The sequence below is a fragment of the Streptomyces sp. 15-116A genome (genome assembly GCF_025290915.1).
Classification (GTDB): domain Bacteria; phylum Actinomycetota; class Actinomycetes; order Streptomycetales; family Streptomycetaceae; genus Streptomyces.
Map to the genome: position 1 here is coordinate 1 of NZ_JAOCQE010000007.1, position 16,474 is coordinate 16,474.

The window sequence follows — 16,474 nt, forward strand, 5'->3', positions numbered from 1 at the left end:
TCGAGGAGCACGACTTCCGGGACATCAAGATCTCGGTGAAGCACAACGACCCGGTCGTCATGATCGAGGCGTACCGGCAGCTCGCCGAGCAGTGCGAGTACCCCTTGCACCTCGGCGTCACCGAGGCGGGCCCGGCGTTCCAGGGCACGATCAAGTCGGCGGTCGCCTTCGGCGCGCTGCTCTCGCAGGGCATCGGCGACACCATCCGGGTGTCGCTGAGCGCGCCCCCGGCCGAGGAGGTGAAGGTCGGCATCCAGATCCTCCAGTCGCTCGGGCTCAGGGAACGGCGGCTGGAGATCGTCTCCTGCCCGTCCTGCGGCCGCGCCCAGGTCGACGTCTACAAGCTCGCCGACGAGGTCACGGCCGGTCTGGACGGCATGGAAGTGCCGCTGCGGGTGGCGGTGATGGGCTGCGTCGTCAACGGCCCCGGCGAGGCACGGGAGGCGGATCTGGGCGTCGCGTCCGGCAACGGCAAGGGCCAGATCTTCGTCAAGGGCGAGGTCGTCAAGACGGTCCCCGAGTCCAAGATCGTCGAGACGCTGATCGAAGAGGCGATGAAGATCGCCGAGCAGATGGAGAAGGACGGCACCGCGGCGGGGGAGCCGGCCGTCACCGTGAGCTGAACAGCACGGAAGTGAAGGGGGCCCGAGCGTGACGATCCTGGAGAGCATCCGGCAACCACGCGACCTGAAGGCGCTGTCCGAGGGGGAGCTCGTCGAACTGTCCCACGAGATCCGCGAGTTCCTGGTGCACGCGGTCGCCAGGACCGGCGGCCACCTCGGGCCCAACCTGGGCGTGGTGGAACTGACCGTCGCCCTGCACCGGGTCTTCGAGTCACCGGTGGACCGCATCCTGTGGGACACCGGCCACCAGAGCTACGTCCACAAGCTGCTGACCGGACGTCAGGACTTCTCCAAGCTGCGCGGCAAGGGCGGCCTGTCCGGCTATCCCTCGCGCGAGGAGTCCGAGCACGACATCATCGAGAACAGCCACGCCTCCACCGCCCTCGGCTGGGCCGACGGTCTCGCCAAGGCCCGCGAGGTGCAGGGGCAGAAGGGCCATGTCGTCGCGGTGATCGGCGACGGCGCGCTGACCGGCGGCATGGCCTGGGAGGCGCTGAACAACATCGCCGCCGCCAAGGACCGCCCGCTGATCATCGTCGTCAACGACAACGAGCGCTCCTACGCCCCGACCATCGGCGGCCTCGCCAACCACCTCGCGACCCTGCGCACCACCGACAGCTACGAGCGGGTGCTGGCCTGGGGCAAGGACGTACTCCTGCGCACGCCGGTCATCGGCAGCACGGTGTACGAGGCGCTGCACGGCGCGAAGAAGGGCTTCAAGGACGCCTTCGCGCCCCAGGGGCTCTTCGAGGACCTGGGGCTGAAGTACGTGGGCCCGATCGACGGGCACGACATCAAGGCCGTGGAGTCCGCGCTGCGCCGCGCCAAACGCTTCCACGGGCCGGTGCTGGTGCACTGCCTCACGGAGAAGGGCCGGGGCTACGAGCCCGCGCTCGCCCACGAGGAGGACCACTTCCACACCGTCGGGGTGATGGATCCCCTCACCTGCGCGCCGCTCTCCCCGTCCGGCGGGCCGTCGTGGACGTCGGTGTTCGGTGAGGAGATCGTGCGGATCGGGGAGGAGCGGGAGGACGTGGTGGCGATCACCGCCGCCATGCTGCACCCGGTGGGCCTCGGCGCCTTCGCCGAGCGGTTCCCGGACCGGGTGTGGGACGTGGGGATCGCCGAGCAGCACGCGGCCGTGTCCGCGGCAGGGCTGGCGACCGGCGGGCTGCATCCGGTCGTCGCCGTGTACGCCACCTTCCTCAACCGTGCCTTCGACCAGCTGCTGATGGACGTGGCGCTGCACCGCTGCGGCGTCACGTTCGTGCTGGACCGGGCCGGCGTCACCGGAGTCGACGGGCCTTCCCACAACGGCATGTGGGACATGTCCGTGCTCCAGGTCGTCCCCGGCCTGCGGATCGCCGCGCCCCGCGACGCCGACCAGTTGCGCGCCCAGCTGCGCGAGGCGGTCGCCGTGGACGACGCGCCGACCCTGCTGCGGTTCCCGAAGGAGTCCATCGGCCCCGCGATCCCGGCGTTCGACCGGATCGGCGGCATGGACGTGCTGCACCGGGCGGACGATCCCGAGGTGCTGCTGGTCGCCGTCGGCGTGATGGCGCCCGTCTGCCTCCAGGCCGCCGAGCTGCTCCAGGCGCGCGGCATCGGCTGCACGGTGGTCGACCCGCGCTGGGTCAAGCCCGTCGACCCCGCCCTGCCCGAACTGGCGGCCCGGCACCGGCTGGTGGCCGTCGTCGAGGACAACAGCCGTGCGGCGGGCGTCGGTTCGGCGGTCGCCCTCGCGCTCGGCGACGCCGAGGTCGACGTGCCCGTACGGCGCTTCGGCATCCCGGAGCAGTTCCTCGCGCACGCCAAGCGCGGTGAGGTGCTCGCCGACATCGGGCTGACGCCCGTCGAGGTCGCCGGGCGGATCAGCGCGAGCCTCGCCGTCAAGGACGAGCAGTCCAAGCCATCAGCGGACCGACAGGAGCACCAGGCATGACCACCGCCGAGTCCGCCTCGGAGTCGTCGCACACCGGGGAGTTCGACCTCGGCGCGCTGCTGTCCGAGCGCGGCGCCGAACGCTACGAGCTGCACGGGAGATACCTCAACCACCAGCTCCCGCGCATGCTGCACACCATCGGCTTCGACAAGGTCTACGAGCGGGCCGACGGTGCCTACTTCTACGACGCCGACGGCAACGACTACCTGGACATGCTCGCCGGGTTCGGGGTGATGGGCCTGGGCCGTCACCACCCCGTGGTCCGCAAGGCGCTGCACGACGTCCTGGACCTGAACCTCGCCGACCTCACCCGCTTCGACTGCCAGCCGCTGCCCGGGCTGCTCGCCGAGAAGCTGCTGGCGCACAGCCCGCACCTGGACCGTGTCTTCTTCGGCAACAGCGGCACGGAGGCCGTCGAGGGCGCGCTGAAGTTCGCCCGGTACGTCACCGGCCGGCCGCGCGTGCTGTACTGCGCGCACGCCTTCCACGGCCTGACCACCGGCTCCCTGTCGGTCAACGGCGAGTCCGGCTTCCGGGACGGCTTCGCCCCGCTGCTGCCGGACACGGCCGTCCCCCTCGGTGATCTCGACGCCCTGGAGCGGGAGTTGAAGAAGGGCGATGTCGCCGCGCTGATCGTCGAGCCGATCCAGGGCAAGGGCGTGCACGAGGCGCCCCCCGGCTATCTGCGGGCCGCGCAGGAGCTGCTGCACCGGCACAAGGCGCTGCTGATCGCCGACGAGGTGCAGACCGGGCTCGGGCGGACCGGCGACTTCTACGCCTACCAGCACGAGGAGGGCGTGGAGCCGGACCTGGTGTGCGTCGCCAAGGCGCTCTCCGGCGGCTATGTGCCGGTGGGGGCCACCATCGGCAAGGACTGGATCTTCAGGAAGGTCTACTCGTCGATGGACCGGGTGCTGGTCCACTCGGCCAGCTTCGGGGCGAACGCGCAGGCCATGGCGGCGGGCCTCGCGGTGCTGTCGGTCATGGAGAACGAGCAGATCGTCGCCTCTGTCCGCGCCACCGGCGAGCTGCTGAGGTCCCGGCTCGTGGCGCTGAAGGAGAAGTACGAGCTGCTCGCGGACGTGCGGGGCCGGGGCCTGATGATCGGCATCGAGTTCGGCCGGCCCCGCTCGCTGAAGCTGCGCGGACGCTGGACCATGCTCCAGGCCGCCCGCAAGGGACTCTTCGCCCAGATGGTCGTCGTACCGCTGCTGCAACGGCACCGGATCCTCACCCAGGTCTCCGGCGACCACATGGAGGTGATCAAGCTGATCCCGCCGCTGATCATCGGGGAGCGGGAGGTGGACCGGTTCGTGGAGGCGTTCACCGCCGTGATGGACGACGCGCACGACGGCGGGGGGCTGATGTGGGACTTCGGGAAGACGCTGGTGAAGCAGGCGGTCGCCAACCGATGAGCCACGTGCTCGGTTTTTTGCCTGTAAGGCAAGAAATTTGCCCGAGGGGTAAAGCCTCCGGCTGAATGGAGGTATGAGCTCCTCCGAGACGGGGCCGCCGGACGGCGGCCTCCCCGTGGTCGCGCCGCAGCTTCGGGCGCTGCGGCGCCGGGCCTCCCTGACGCTGGAGGCCGCGGCCCGCGAGGCCGGCCTGTCGCCCGCCCATCTCTCCCGGCTGGAGACCGGGCAGCGCCAGCCCTCGCTGCCGATGCTGCTCTCCCTGGCCCGGATCTACGGTACGACCGTCTCCGAGCTGCTCGGGGAGACGGCCGCCGACCGGGACGCCGTGGTGCGTGCCGCCGACATGGAGCCCACGGCGGCCGGCGGCTGGACGTACTGGCAGGCCGGCGCGTCCGGGCGCGGCATGCAGGCGCTGCGCGTACGGGTCCCGTACGGCTCCCAGGGGGACATCGTGCGCGTGCACCCCGGCGAGGAGTGGCTGTACGTCCTCACGGGGCGGCTGCGGCTGCGCCTCGGGGACACCCTGCACCGGCTCGGTCCTGGGGACAGCGCGCACTTCGACTCGCTCACCCCGCACCGGATCGCGGCCGAGGACCCCGACGGGCTCGAGCTGCTGTTCGTCCACACCCTGCTGCAGAGTCCCACGGCCGCGCTGTGCCTGGGCCCTACCCCTGGAGAGGCGCCATGACCGGCGAGAACGAGAACGCGAAGGACATGGAGGAGAAGTTCCCCCGGGCGTTGTGGGTGAGGCTGTTCATCTACATCGCGGTGGGGCACGTCTTCGCGGCGTTCGTCTACCTGCTGTTCGAGGTCGGCGCCAAGTAGCCGGCGCCGCGCTCGGCCGGCTCAGTCGAGAAGGCGCTCGCGCAGCCGCTCCCGGTGCTCGGGGGTGAAGCCGAGCGCCGTCTCCAGATACGTGTCGACGTCGCCCCAGGTCTCCTCGATGGTCTCCAGGGCGGCCGACAGATACTCGGCGCGCGCGTCGAAGAGGGGGCTGAGCAGCTCCATCACCTCCGGGGAGTAGGCCGCGGGGGCGTCGCTGCTGCGGCGCACCTTGTAGCGCCGGTGCTTGGCGTTGGACTTCAGATAGTCCTCGAAGATCGCGTCCCGCTCGACGCCCAGCGCGAGCAGCGTGACCGCCACCGACAGTCCCGCGCGGTCCTTGCCGGCCGCGCAGTGCATCAGTACGGGGACGCTGTCGTCGGCGAGGGAGTGCAGCACCCGGGAGTGCTCGGCGGTGCGCGCCTTGATCGTGGTGCGGTAGGAGGCGATCATGCGGGCCGCGCCCTTGCCGGCCGCGAGGATCTCGCGCAGCTGGTCCAGATTGCCGTCGCGGACCATCTTCCAGAACTCGGCGCCGTCGGCCGGGTCGCTCAGCGGCAGGTTCACATTGCGCACGCCGGGCAGCTCGATGTCCGGCCCCTCGAGCTTCTGGTCGGCCGCGTTGCGGAAGTCGAAGATCGTGTGCAGCCCCAGGGAGGACAGGAAGGCCGCGTCCTCGGCGGTCGCGTGGGCGAGGTGACCGCTGCGGAACAGCACCCCGTGGCGTACGCGCCGGCCGTCCACGGTCGGCAGTCCACCCACATCGCGGAAGTTGCGCACTCCGGCCAGCTCGGGCTCGGTCGACGGGACGTGCTGCGTCACGGGGGCTCCTCCCACTCGGCGCCGCCGCGCGGCTCGACGGCGGGCTCGTGTCGACGATACGACATGGCTGCCCCAGGCAATGAAGAGGAGCGAATACCCCGAAAGGGGCGAAACACTCGAATGTCTTCGAGGGGTCGGGCTGCGGGGTGGGTGCCCGGTCAGGTGGTCGGCGATTCGGTGACTAAGACGCCTATTAAGGTGTTGTGTCCGTTTCGGTGGTTTCGCCATAATGTGTCCCGGAAGAAAGGGAGATGGGGAGGGGGCGCGTGAGCATCGTCATATTCGTGACGATGTGTTGTCGCCATGTTCACGCAATCAGGGCGATTAACAAGGGAATTCGCGGGCGGCATCGAATGCGGAGCGACGCTCGGTGACGGCATTTGTGCCTGTGGATCACGGAAAAACGGCTTCGTATGGAACCTCGCGCTTGTCCCTTTGCGTCGGGGTCGCTTACGTTCCACACCGATCCGGACGGACGCCTAATCCTGCCGCCGCCCGGAGCCCGCACACACCACTGACCCGTGTTCGGCAGGAGCGGGGGACCCACAGGTACAACTGCCTGGGCCGGTCTCCGGAACAGGCTTGGGGTTAAGTCGCGTTGAGACGCGGCCGGGCATCTCCAGTCCGAACCCGACAGCTCACCTCGCAGGCGCCGGAGAGGAATTCGTCATGCCCGCGAAGGGTAAGCACCGCCGTACCAAGGCTCAGCGTTTCACCCGGTCCATCGCCGTTGTCGCCGGCACCGGTGGCGCCGCACTCGCGCTGCCGCTTCTCGGCGCCACCGGCGCCAACGCCGCCACGCCGCAGGCGGCTCCGGAAAAGGCCGTCCAGTCCCTTTCCCCGGCCGGCAAGAAGGCCGACAACAAGAACGGTGAGGGCCGCACGTACACCGTGAAGGCCGGCGACTACCTCGCCAAGATCGCCGAGACCGAGGACGTCGACGGCGGCTGGAAGAAGCTGTACGCCGACAACCGTGAGGTCGTCGGTGAGGACCCGTCGCTCATCCACCCGGGTCTGAAGCTCACGATCGACGGCCAGGCCGCGAAGAGCGCGCCGAAGAAGCCGTCCGCCGCCGACTCGGCCGCCGCCAAGCCGGAGGCGAAGCCCGCGAAGCCCGCGCAGCCGTCGAAGGCCGCGCAGTCCGCGGACGAGGCTCCCGCGCAGTCCGCCCCGAAGGCCGCCACCGCCGACCAGGCCGCCACCACCTCCGGCTACAGCTCGCCGGTGCCGGGCGGCGGCGTCGGCACCGCCTACAAGGTGGCCGGCAGCATGTGGTCCAGCGGCTACCACACCGGCGTCGACTTCAGCGTCCCGACCGGCACCTCCCTGAAGGCTGTCGGCGGCGGCACCGTCGTCTCCGCCGGCTGGGCCGGTGCGTACGGCAACCAGGTCGTCATCAAGCTCAACGACGGCTACTACGCCCAGTACGCCCACCTGTCCTCGCTGTCCGTCTCGGCCGGCCAGACCGTGACCGCCGGGCAGCAGGTCGGCCTCTCCGGTTCGACCGGCAACTCGACCGGCCCGCACCTGCACTTCGAGATCCGGACCACGCCGAACTACGGCTCCGACGTGGACCCGGTCGCCTACCTGCGCTCCAAGGGCGTCTCCATCGGCTGACCCCCGAGACAACCTGCCTGACACGCCGCCGACGGCCGGACCCGGATCCCCGGGTCCGGCCGTCGGTGTGTTCTCCGGCCCGGACATGTGCGTATTCCTGAGTTGGCCAATTCTTTGAGAGTGGCTTATCTCACCGCCCGTCAACCCCTGCCTACGGTCGCGTAGGTCACATTCGAGGGTGAATCATGAGGCGCTGTGGCAGACGATTCGAAGAGTGACAGCGCAGCAGTGATCGGGTCGTACGTGGCGGTGGGGGACAGCTTCACCGAGGGTGTCGGTGATCCCGGCCCCGACGGGGCGTTCGTCGGCTGGGCCGACCGGTTCGCCGTACTCCTCGCCGACCGCAGGCCCGAAGGGGACTTCCGGTACACGAATCTCGCCGTGCGCGGGAAACTGCTCGACCAGATCGTCGCGGACCAGGTGCCGCGGGCCGTCGAACTCGCCCCCGATCTGGTCTCGTTCTGCGCGGGCGGCAACGACATCCTGCGGCCGGGCACGGATCCGGACGAGGTGGCCGAGCGGTTCGAGCGCGCGGTCGCCGAGTTGGCCGCGGCGGCGGGCACGGTGATGGTGACGACCGGGTTCGACACGCGGGGGGTGCCGTTGCTCAAGCATCTGCGGGGGAAGATCGCCACGTACAACGGGCATGTGCGGGCGATCGCCGACCGGTACGGGTGTCCGGTGCTCGATCTGTGGTCGCTGAGGAGCGTGCAGGACCGCAGGGCGTGGGACGCGGACCGGCTGCATCTGTCGCCCGAGGGGCACACGCGCGTGGCGCTGCGGGCGGGGCAGGTGCTGGGACTGGAGGTGCCGGCGGATCCGGAGCAGGCGTGGCCGCCGTTGCCGCCGCGGGGGACGCTGGAGGTGCGGCGGGACGATGTGCAGTGGGCGCGGGAGTATCTGGTGCCGTGGATCGGGCGGCGGCTGCGGGGGGAGTCGTCCGGGGACCATGTGACGGCGAAGGGGGCGCTGTCGCCGGAGGACATTCGGTCGCGGATCGGGGCGGTGGCCTGAGCGGGGGGTTGATCGCCGCCGAGGCCACCTTCACCAACGGTTCCGCGACCATCGACGGCGACACGGAGGACTACCGCTTCGCCGAGGTCCAGGTGGAGACCCACGACCGGGGCCGCCTCACCGTCCACGCCGGTGCCCCGCTGTCCGCCGAGCACAGTGCCGTGAACACCGCGCTGACCGTGATGCTCATCGGCTTCCCGCTGCTGCTGGCCGTGGTCGCCGGGGTGACCTGGCTGGTCACCCGGCGGGCGCTGCGCCCGGTGGAGGGCATCCGGCGGGAGATGGCGGCGATCACCGCCTCGGAGGATCTGGCCCGCCGCGTCCCGGAACCGGCGACGCACGACGAGATCGCCCGGCTCGCCCGCACCACCAACGAGACCCTTGCGGCGCTGGAGGCGTCCGTGGAGCGGCAGCGGCGGTTCGTCGCCGACGCCTCGCACGAGCTGCGCAGCCCCATCGCCTCCCTGCGCACGCAGCTGGAGGTGGCCGCCGCCCACCCCGAACTGCTGGACCTGGACGGCGCGGTCGAGGACACCGTGCGGCTCCAGCGCCTCGCCGCCGACCTGTTGCTGCTCGCCCGGCTCGACGCGGGGGAGAAGCCGGCCGGCACCCGCGTCGACCTGGCGGCGCTGGCCCGCGAGGAGTCCGCCGGGCGCACCGGCGTGACCGTGGACGCGGAGCCGGCCGAAGTGGCCGGATCGCGGGGTCAATTGGGGCGATTGCTGGCCAACCTCCTCGACAACGCGCAGCGGCACGCCCGCGAGACGGTCACGGTGACCGTCCGCCGCGAGGGCGAGGTGGCGGTGCTGGGCGTCGCCGACGACGGCGAGGGCGTCCCGGAGGCGGACCGGGAGCGGATCTTCGAGAGGTTCGTACGGCTGGACGCGGCCCGCAGCCGGGACGACGGCGGCGCGGGTCTGGGCCTGGCCATCGCCCGGGACGTCGCCGTACGGCACGGCGGGACGCTGACGGCGGGTGCGGCACCGGCGGGCGGAGCCCTGTTCGAGCTCCGCCTGCCGCTGCTGCGCGCGGGGGACGCCGGTGAATGAGGTCAGGGGCGCCCGCGCTGTCCGCGCAGGTGCTCGGCGATGGGTTTGAGGGCCTTGTCGAGTTCGGTCAGGGCGTCCGGCGAGAGCAGATCGATAAAGTGCCGCCGCACGGACGCCACATGGTGCGGGGCGACCTTCTGCATGGTCTCCATGCCGTAGTCGGTGAGCACGGCGTAGAGGCCGCGGCGGTCGGACTCGCAGTTCTCACGCCGCACCAGGCCGGCGTTCTCCATCCGGGTGATCTGGTGGGAGAGGCGGCTCTTCGACTGGAGGGTGGCGGACGCGAGGTCGCTCATCCGCATCCGGTGGTCGTCCGTCTCGGAGAGGTTCACCAGGATCTCGTAGTCGTTCATTGTCAGGCCGAACGGCTGCAGGTCTTTTTCGAGCTGGTAGGTCAGCAGCTTGTTGACCTCCAGGTGGGTGCGCCAGGCGCACTGCTCCGCATCGGTCAGCCAGCGGGTGGCCGTCTCGGTCTCCATGAATGAAGTCTACCTAAGAAGTTGAAAAGCGAACTAGTGAGGGGTGGCGTGTGACGTAGACGGCGTGCACGCGTTCGATGTCACACTCCGCAGACTACCGCTCACAGCCCGAAGCGACGCTGGAGGTCGCCCAGCTGTCCGGGAAGGCGCGGTGCCCCGGACCCCGCCCCGTGACCCCCGGACATCCCGCCGCCGGGCACGCCCGCCTGCTGCGGAGTGGCCCCCGTCGCCTGCTCCGCCATCAGCGTCTCGGAGGACTGCAGCAGCACCGTGCCGGCCCCCACGAACTCGAACTGGTGCTCCTCGCCGGAGACCCCGCCGAGGCCCGTCAGCGCACGTAGACCGCCCAGCACGCCGGTCATGTACCCATGGTCGTAGTGGTGGCACGGGGACGGGCAGTCCGCCCACCCGACCAGGGCCTGCGGGTCGACCCGGACCGGGGGTTCCATGAACACCACCGGACCGTTTGACGCGGCCACGAACTTTCCGGTTCCGATGAGCGTGAGAAAGCCGGGAACGATCGACTGCTTGAGCGACAGACTTGGCTGAAAAGCGAGCAGGTTGCCCGAGCGAATGGTCAGGTTGCCCTCATCCAGGTCGTACGCATTCACATCGAAGGCCCGGTCGGCGAGGAGCATCTTGCCCGAGCCCTCCGCCACCACCCAGTCGCTCGCGTGCAGTGGCGAATGGAACGAGGTTCGGACAAGTCGGTCGAGTCGACCGTGCCCGACGCCGTTGAAGTCGATCGAGCCGTAGTAAGCGATCATCTTCCCCTTCTGCAGGAACCACTGGGTGCCCTTGAGCTCCACGCAGAAGGTGTACGCGTTGACGTTGTCGTCGGCCGGCAGGGTCATCGGGTCGAAGACGGCGGGGCCGGTGGGACCGGCGGGCCCGGCGCCCGGGGTCGTTCCGTAGGTGCTCACAGCTTCTCCTCCGAGGCCTGTACGTACACCGCGCCGCTGCCGCTCAGCTCCAATTGGAATGCCTCGCCCGAGCCGCGGCCCACCATGTCCCGCCAGCCGAGTGCCGTGGACAGCTTGTTGCGGACATCGCCGTGGTGGGCGACGTACGCCTGCGGGTCGACGTGGACCGGGCGGCCCGGGGTGATCGGAATCTCGATCACGCCGCCGTGCGCCATCACGGCGACCGAGCCGTGCCCCTTGAGGCTGGTGGTGAACAGGCCCTGCCCGGAGACCTGGCCGCGCACCATGCCCATCACGCCGCCCTGCGCGCCCAGGAAGACCGTGCCCTGCCGCAGCGTGCCCTCGAAGGCCAGCAGGCGGTCCGCCTCCACATAGAGGGTGTCGCCGGAGAGCTCGATCACCTGGACGTGGTGCCCGCCGTGCCCGAACAGGACCGTGCCGCTGCCCTCGACCGTCATCAGGGGCGTGTCCTCGTCGGCCACGCGCCGGCCGATCATCGACATGATCCCGCCCTGGCCGCCCGCCGTGTTGGGGGTGAAGCTGACCTCCCCCTTGTACGCGAGCATCGCGCCGCGCTGGCTGAACAGCCGCTGCCCCGGCGCCACGGTCGCCTCGATCATCTTCGCGTTGATCTCCCGGAAGCCCACCTCAGACGTCCCCCGCGATCGTGTTGCGCTCACTGGGCTGGACGTAGACGAGCCCGTCGCCCTCGAAGCGGATCTGAAAGGCCTCGCCGCCACCCTCGCCGAGCAGCGTGCGGAAGGTCACACCGGACTGGAAGGACTGCCGCAGGTTCCCCTGGTGGGCCACATAGGCGCCGGGGTCGACCGACAACGGGTACTGCGGGCTGACCCGGAGCACCACCGCCGGACCGTCCGACAGGAGCGCCGCCTGGCCGTGCCCCTCGATCGTCGTGGTGAACAGCCCGTTGCCCTGGGACGCGCCGCGCATGCCGGTGAAGGTGGTGCCGGTGCGCAGGCCGCCGTCGGTGGCCAGCAGATTGCTGGACTCGACGTACAGCTTGTCGCCCTGGAGCGCCACGAGGTTGATCTCGGATGCCCGGTCGGCGAAGAAGCAGGTGCCGTGTCCCCTCACCTCCATCAGGGTCATCTGCTCGCCGGTAAGCCGCCGGGTCACCATCCCCCGGATGCCCTCGCCACCCCCGCTGAGCTTCTTGAACGCCATCTCGCCGTCGTACGCGACCATCGAGCCGTTCTTCGCCTTCACGGCGTCTCCGGTCATGTCGACGGCGAGCACCTTGCTGCTCTGAAGTCGGAACATCGCCACGGACGTGACGGTAGCGGCCGGTTTGCCCGGCGGACAGAGCCCGTGGACGGAGCCGGACCCTGAGCGAACCCCTAGGGGCGCCGTTTGCCACAATGGCCGAGCGCTTGTGCGTACGTTCACAAGATCGGCCCCTGTCTCTCCCATCGAAGGTGACCCGTGGACATCAAAACCGCCACCGCCCTCCGCCGGCTGCGTCTCGTCTCCGTACCGGAGGCCGTGTCCTTCCTGCTGCTGCTGGTCTGCTCGGTGCTGAAGCGGACGACGGACTTCAACGCCGTCACGGTCATGGGCTGGGTCCACGCCGTCCTGTTCATCCTGTACGTGATCTTCTGGGCGGACGCCTGGAACCGCACGAAGTGGCCCCTGAAGACCGCCGCCTACTACTTCCTGATGGCGGTGCTGCCCACCGGCGGCTTCTTCGCCGACCGCAGGCTGCGGCGTGAGGCCGAGGACGCGGTCATCGCCTCCCGCGCCCGCAAGGAAGGCGTGGTGAACGCGTGATCGTCGCCTTCTCGGTGACGCCGCTCGGTGTCGGCGAGGACGTGGGGGAGTACGTCGCCGACGCCGTGCGGGTGGTCCGCGAGTCCGCGCTGCCGAACCGCACGGACGCCATGTTCACCTCGGTCGAGGGGGAGTGGGACGAGGTGATGGACGTGGTGAGGCGCGCGGTGGCCGCGGTGGAGGCGCGGGCGCCCCGGGTCTCGCTGGTCCTGAAGGCGGACATCCGCCCCGGCGTGACGGACGGCCTGACGTCGAAGGTGGAGACGGTCGAACGTCACCTCGCGCAAGACTGACAGGGGCACTGGGCGGCCCGCCCGGTACCGAACTCCGAGACAGGGCTGACCACCATATGACCGGCCGGTAAGGTCGGTGCCGTGCCGAAGCCGCTCAGTCTCTCGTTCGATCCCATCGCCCGCGCCGACGAGCTCTGGAAGCAGCGCTGGGGGAATGTGCCGTCCATGGCGGCGATCACGTCGATCATGCGCGCACACCAGATCCTGCTGGCCGAGGTCGACGCGGTGGTCAAGCCCTACGGGCTCACGTTCGCGCGCTACGAGGCGCTGGTGCTGCTCACCTTCTCCAAGTCGGGCGAGCTGCCGATGTCCAAGATCGGCGAGCGCCTGATGGTGCACCCCACATCGGTCACCAACACGGTCGACCGCCTGGTCAGATCGGGCCTGGTCGCCAAGCGCCCCAACCCCAACGACGGCCGCGGCACCCTCGCCTCCATCACCGACAAGGGCCGCGAGGTCGTCGAGAACGCCACCCGCGACCTGATGGCCATGGACTTCGGCCTCAGCGCCTACGACGCCGAGGAATGCGCCGAACTCTTCGCCATCCTCCGGCCCTTGCGGATGGCGGCGGGGGACTTCGAGGAGGAGTGACCGGGCACACGTGACCCGGCCCGGGATCCCCCGGAACCGCCCGTTACGCTCGACTGCATGAAACGAAGCGTGCTGACCCGCTACCGGGTCATGGCCTACGTCACCGGTGTCCTGCTCGTCGCGCTGACCATCGGAATGATCGGCAAGTACGCGCTGAAGATGGACGGCGCGGCCGACTTCACCCAGGTGGTCAGCATCGCGCACGGCTGGCTCTACGTCGTGTACCTGATCTTCGCCTTCGACCTGGGCTCCAAGGCGAAGTGGCCGGTGAAGAAGCAGCTCTGGGTGCTGCTGGCCGGGACGATTCCGACGGCCGCGTTCTTCGTGGAGCGCAGGATCAGCCGCGAACTGGCGGCGAGCGTCGAGGACGCCGCGCCCGCGGTCGCCAAGGCGTAACGTTTTCGCAGGTCACCGCCGTACGGAGCAGCGTACGGCGGTGAGGCGTCGACATTTACTAGGACGTCCAAGTAAATTTGGAGCATGGACGCTGACGCCATCGAGGAGGGCCGCCGTCGCTGGCAGGCCCGGTACGACGCTGCCCGTAAGCGGGACGCAGACTTCACCACGCTCTCCGGGGATCCCGTGGAGCCGGTGTACGGGCCGCGGCCCGGGGACACCTATGAGGGGTTCGAGCGGATCGGGTGGCCGGGGGAGTATCCCTTCACCCGTGGGCTGTATCCGACCGGCTACCGGGGGCGGACGTGGACCATCCGGCAGTTCGCCGGGTTCGGGAACGCCGAGCAGACCAACGAGCGGTACAAGATGATCCTCGGCAACGGCGGCGGCGGGCTGTCCGTCGCCTTCGACATGCCGACGCTCATGGGCCGCGACTCCGACGACCCCCGCTCCCTCGGCGAGGTCGGGCACTGCGGCGTCGCCATCGACTCCGCCGCCGACATGGAGGTGCTCTTCCGTGACATCCCGCTCGGGGACGTCACCACCTCCATGACCATCAGCGGGCCCGCCGTGCCCGTCTTCTGCATGTACCTCGTCGCCGCCGAGCGCCAGGGCGTCGACCCGGCCGTGCTCAACGGCACGCTCCAGACGGACATCTTCAAGGAGTACATCGCCCAGAAGGAGTGGCTCTTCCAGCCGGAGCCCCATCTGCGCCTCATCGGCGACCTGATGGAGTACACTAGCGCCGGCATCCCCGCCTACAAGCCGCTGTCCGTCTCCGGCTACCACATCCGCGAGGCCGGCGCGACGGCCGCGCAGGAGCTGGCGTACACCCTCGCGGACGGCTTCGGGTACGTCGAGCTGGGGCTCAGCCGGGGGCTTGACGTGGATGTCTTCGCGCCGGGGCTCTCGTTCTTCTTCGACGCGCACGTCGACTTCTTCGAGGAGATCGCCAAGTTCCGCGCGGCGCGCCGGATCTGGGCGCGCTGGATGCGGGACGTGTACGGCGCGAAGAGTGAGAAGGCGCAGTGGCTGCGGTTCCACACGCAGACCGCCGGGGTGTCGCTGACCGCGCAGCAGCCGTACAACAACGTGGTGCGTACGGCCGTGGAGGCGCTGGCGGCGGTGCTCGGCGGGACGAACTCGCTGCACACCAACGCGCTGGACGAGACGCTCGCGCTGCCCAGCGAGCAGGCCGCCGAGATCGCGCTGCGGACGCAGCAGGTGCTGATGGAGGAGACCGGCGTCGCCAACGTCGCCGATCCGCTGGGTGGTTCGTGGTACGTCGAGCAGCTGACGGACCGGATCGAGGCGGACGCGGAGAAGATCTTCGAGCAGATCAAGGAGCGGGGGCTGCGGGCGCACCCGGACGGGCAGCACCCGATCGGGCCGATCACCTCCGGGATCCTGCGGGGGATCGAGGACGGGTGGTTCACGGGTGAGATCGCCGAGTCGGCGTTCCGGTATCAGCAGGCGCTGGAGAAGGGCGACAAGAAGGTCGTCGGGGTGAATGTGCACACCGGGTCCGTCACGGGTGATCTGGAGATTCTCCGGGTCAGTCATGAGGTGGAGCGGGAGCAGGTGCGGTTGCTGAAGGAGCGGAAGGCTGCGCGGGACGAGGCGCGGGTGCGGTCTGCTTTGGAGGCGATGGTCGCGGCCGCGCGGTCCGAGGCGAACATGATCGAGCCGATGCTGGAGGCTGTGCGGGCCGAGGCGACGCTGGGTGAGATTTGCGGGGTGCTGCGGGACGAGTGGGGGGTGTATACGGAGCCCGCGGGGTTCTGAGTGCGGTGTGCTGGGGCTGGGCGGGGGGTGTGGCGCTTGCCCGCGCTTGCGGGGTGCCGCTGCGCCCACCCGTGCCGCCCCAGCGGCACGACTGCCCGCAGCTAAGATCTCAACCCTTCGAGCAAGACCCTCGTGAAGCTTCTGACCCATTCCTCGTCCGCCGGTTCCGCGCTGACCAGGGTTCTGTGGACCACCGCACCGGCGACCATGTCGAAGATGAGGTCGACCGTGCGGCTCGACTCCTCCGGGTTCTTCGACGGGGGGAGTTCGCCGCGGGCCTCGGCTCGGGTGCGGCCGGTCAGGACGAGGCGTTTCTGGCGGTCGACGATCGACGCGCGGATGCGTTCGCGCAGGGCGTCGTCGCGGGTGGCCTCCGCGACCACCGCCATCAGGCCGCTGCGTGCTTCCGGGCGGGCCAGGATCGCGGCGAACTGGAGCACCACGCCCTCGATGTCGGCGGCGAGTGAGCCGCGGTCCGGCAGGCGCAGCTCGTCGAAGAGTTCCGCCACCGCGTCCACGACCAGTTCGTTCTTGCCGGACCACCGGCGGTAGAGGGTCGTCTTCGCGACCCCCGCGCGGGTCGCCACATCGCCCAGCGTGAGCTTGGACCAGCCCAGCTCCACCAGCGCCTGCCGCGTCGCGGCCAGGATCGCGGCGTCCGCCGCGGCGCTGCGCGGGCGGCCCGTACGGCCTGCTGGGGTGCGGCTGTGCATGGCACGACGATAACCGGCCGTTCCCGCGCGGTCGTGAGGGAGATCACCGGAAGAAGGGGTCCCTCCGGCTCCGCTTGCCATTACGCTACGACTCGTAGCGAAAGCACGAGTGACCGACGTGCCGAGCGACGACCACAGCGGCAACGCACCGGCGTGGGGTGGGGACCCGGCGCCGACAACACCGCGGGGCGACAGCACTCGC

The 16,474-nt window shown here is 70.0% G+C and carries 18 protein-coding genes, 1 pseudogene and 1 riboswitch; of the genes and pseudogenes, 13 read left to right on the plus strand and 6 right to left on the minus strand.

Annotated elements, in window-relative coordinates:
• From N4P33_RS02440 to N4P33_RS02460, 5 genes are all read left to right on the plus strand, one after another.
• Nucleotides 1-623, plus strand: a 623-nt coding sequence (locus N4P33_RS02440; protein ID WP_260824467.1) for a flavodoxin-dependent (E)-4-hydroxy-3-methylbut-2-enyl-diphosphate synthase, incomplete at its 5' end; no start/stop codon positions are given.
• Between the two features lie 28 nt (nucleotides 624-651).
• Nucleotides 652-2,565, plus strand: coding sequence for a 1-deoxy-D-xylulose-5-phosphate synthase (dxs, locus tag N4P33_RS02445; RefSeq protein WP_260824468.1), 1,914 nt, complete (start codon nucleotides 652-654; stop codon nucleotides 2,563-2,565).
• Nucleotides 2,562-3,980 (plus strand): aspartate aminotransferase family protein, encoded by a 1,419-nt coding sequence (locus N4P33_RS02450; RefSeq protein WP_260824469.1) that lies wholly within the window; start codon nucleotides 2,562-2,564, stop codon nucleotides 3,978-3,980. The genes dxs and N4P33_RS02450 overlap by 4 nt, the downstream gene beginning before the upstream one ends.
• A 73-nt stretch (nucleotides 3,981-4,053) precedes the next feature.
• Entirely contained in the window at nucleotides 4,054-4,668 is a 615-nt protein-coding gene (locus tag N4P33_RS02455) for a helix-turn-helix domain-containing protein (protein ID WP_260824470.1), read from the plus strand.
• The gene (locus N4P33_RS02460; protein ID WP_260824471.1) at nucleotides 4,665-4,805 is read left to right on the plus strand and encodes a DUF6126 family protein; all 141 of its coding nucleotides are present in this window, start codon (nucleotides 4,665-4,667) and stop codon (nucleotides 4,803-4,805) included. Before N4P33_RS02455 ends, N4P33_RS02460 begins: the two co-directional genes overlap by 4 nt.
• 21 nt (nucleotides 4,806-4,826) lie before the next feature.
• On the opposite strand, the gene N4P33_RS02465 is transcribed toward N4P33_RS02460, so the two are convergent.
• Nucleotides 4,827-5,624 (minus strand): tyrosine-protein phosphatase, encoded by a 798-nt coding sequence (locus N4P33_RS02465; protein ID WP_260824472.1) that lies wholly within the window; start codon nucleotides 5,622-5,624, stop codon nucleotides 4,827-4,829.
• A gap of 502 nt (nucleotides 5,625-6,126) precedes the next feature.
• A riboswitch (cyclic di-AMP (ydaO/yuaA leader) is annotated at nucleotides 6,127-6,289 on the plus strand.
• Between the two features lie 4 nt (nucleotides 6,290-6,293).
• Between N4P33_RS02465 and N4P33_RS02470 the strand changes: the two genes are divergently transcribed.
• From N4P33_RS02470 to N4P33_RS02480, 3 genes and pseudogenes are all read left to right on the plus strand, one after another.
• Nucleotides 6,294-7,241, plus strand: a complete 948-nt coding sequence (locus N4P33_RS02470) for a M23 family metallopeptidase (RefSeq protein WP_260824473.1) — start codon at nucleotides 6,294-6,296, stop codon at nucleotides 7,239-7,241.
• 228 nt (nucleotides 7,242-7,469) lie between these two features.
• Nucleotides 7,470-8,255, plus strand: coding sequence for an SGNH/GDSL hydrolase family protein (locus N4P33_RS02475; RefSeq protein WP_260824515.1), 786 nt, complete (start codon nucleotides 7,470-7,472; stop codon nucleotides 8,253-8,255).
• A 29-nt stretch (nucleotides 8,256-8,284) separates the two neighbouring features.
• Nucleotides 8,285-9,304 (plus strand): annotated as a pseudogene (locus N4P33_RS02480) (sensor histidine kinase); the annotation flags it as partial.
• Between the two features lie 2 nt (nucleotides 9,305-9,306).
• Here the strand turns inward: N4P33_RS02480 and N4P33_RS02485 are convergent.
• From N4P33_RS02485 to N4P33_RS02500, 4 genes are all read right to left on the minus strand, one after another.
• Nucleotides 9,307-9,783: a MarR family winged helix-turn-helix transcriptional regulator gene (locus N4P33_RS02485; RefSeq protein WP_260824474.1), complete on the minus strand. Its 477-nt coding sequence runs from the start codon at nucleotides 9,781-9,783 to the stop codon at nucleotides 9,307-9,309.
• Between the two features lie 101 nt (nucleotides 9,784-9,884).
• Nucleotides 9,885-10,706, minus strand: coding sequence for an AIM24 family protein (locus N4P33_RS02490; protein WP_260824475.1), 822 nt, complete (start codon nucleotides 10,704-10,706; stop codon nucleotides 9,885-9,887).
• Complete coding sequence (locus tag N4P33_RS02495; protein ID WP_260824516.1) at nucleotides 10,703-11,353, minus strand: AIM24 family protein; 651 nt, start codon at nucleotides 11,351-11,353, stop codon at nucleotides 10,703-10,705. Before N4P33_RS02495 ends, N4P33_RS02490 begins: the two co-directional genes overlap by 4 nt.
• A gap of 1 nt (nucleotide 11,354) precedes the next feature.
• The gene (locus N4P33_RS02500; RefSeq protein ID WP_260824517.1) at nucleotides 11,355-11,987 is read right to left on the minus strand and encodes an AIM24 family protein; all 633 of its coding nucleotides are present in this window, start codon (nucleotides 11,985-11,987) and stop codon (nucleotides 11,355-11,357) included.
• A gap of 162 nt (nucleotides 11,988-12,149) precedes the next feature.
• Between N4P33_RS02500 and N4P33_RS02505 the strand changes: the two genes are divergently transcribed.
• The 5 genes from N4P33_RS02505 to N4P33_RS02525 all read left to right on the plus strand — a co-directional run bounded on the left by N4P33_RS02505 (nucleotide 12,150) and on the right by N4P33_RS02525 (nucleotide 15,559).
• The gene (locus tag N4P33_RS02505; protein WP_260824476.1) at nucleotides 12,150-12,494 is read left to right on the plus strand and encodes a DUF3817 domain-containing protein; all 345 of its coding nucleotides are present in this window, start codon (nucleotides 12,150-12,152) and stop codon (nucleotides 12,492-12,494) included.
• A complete protein-coding gene (locus N4P33_RS02510) occupies nucleotides 12,491-12,787 on the plus strand; it encodes an MTH1187 family thiamine-binding protein (RefSeq protein ID WP_260824477.1) in 297 nt (98 codons plus the stop codon). Before N4P33_RS02505 ends, N4P33_RS02510 begins: the two co-directional genes overlap by 4 nt.
• 81 nt (nucleotides 12,788-12,868) lie before the next feature.
• A complete protein-coding gene (locus N4P33_RS02515) occupies nucleotides 12,869-13,378 on the plus strand; it encodes a MarR family winged helix-turn-helix transcriptional regulator (protein ID WP_260824478.1) in 510 nt (169 codons plus the stop codon).
• A 57-nt stretch (nucleotides 13,379-13,435) separates the two neighbouring features.
• Entirely contained in the window at nucleotides 13,436-13,774 is a 339-nt protein-coding gene (locus N4P33_RS02520) for a DUF3817 domain-containing protein (RefSeq protein WP_260824479.1), read from the plus strand.
• Nucleotides 13,775-13,858: 84 nt separating this feature from the next.
• Nucleotides 13,859-15,559: a methylmalonyl-CoA mutase gene (locus tag N4P33_RS02525; protein WP_260824480.1), complete on the plus strand. Its 1,701-nt coding sequence runs from the start codon at nucleotides 13,859-13,861 to the stop codon at nucleotides 15,557-15,559.
• Nucleotides 15,560-15,660: 101 nt separating this feature from the next.
• Here the strand turns inward: N4P33_RS02525 and N4P33_RS02530 are convergent, their stop codons facing one another.
• The gene (locus N4P33_RS02530) at nucleotides 15,661-16,272 is read right to left on the minus strand and encodes a TetR/AcrR family transcriptional regulator (RefSeq protein WP_260824481.1); all 612 of its coding nucleotides are present in this window, start codon (nucleotides 16,270-16,272) and stop codon (nucleotides 15,661-15,663) included.
• Nucleotides 16,273-16,474: the final 202 nt, after the last annotated feature.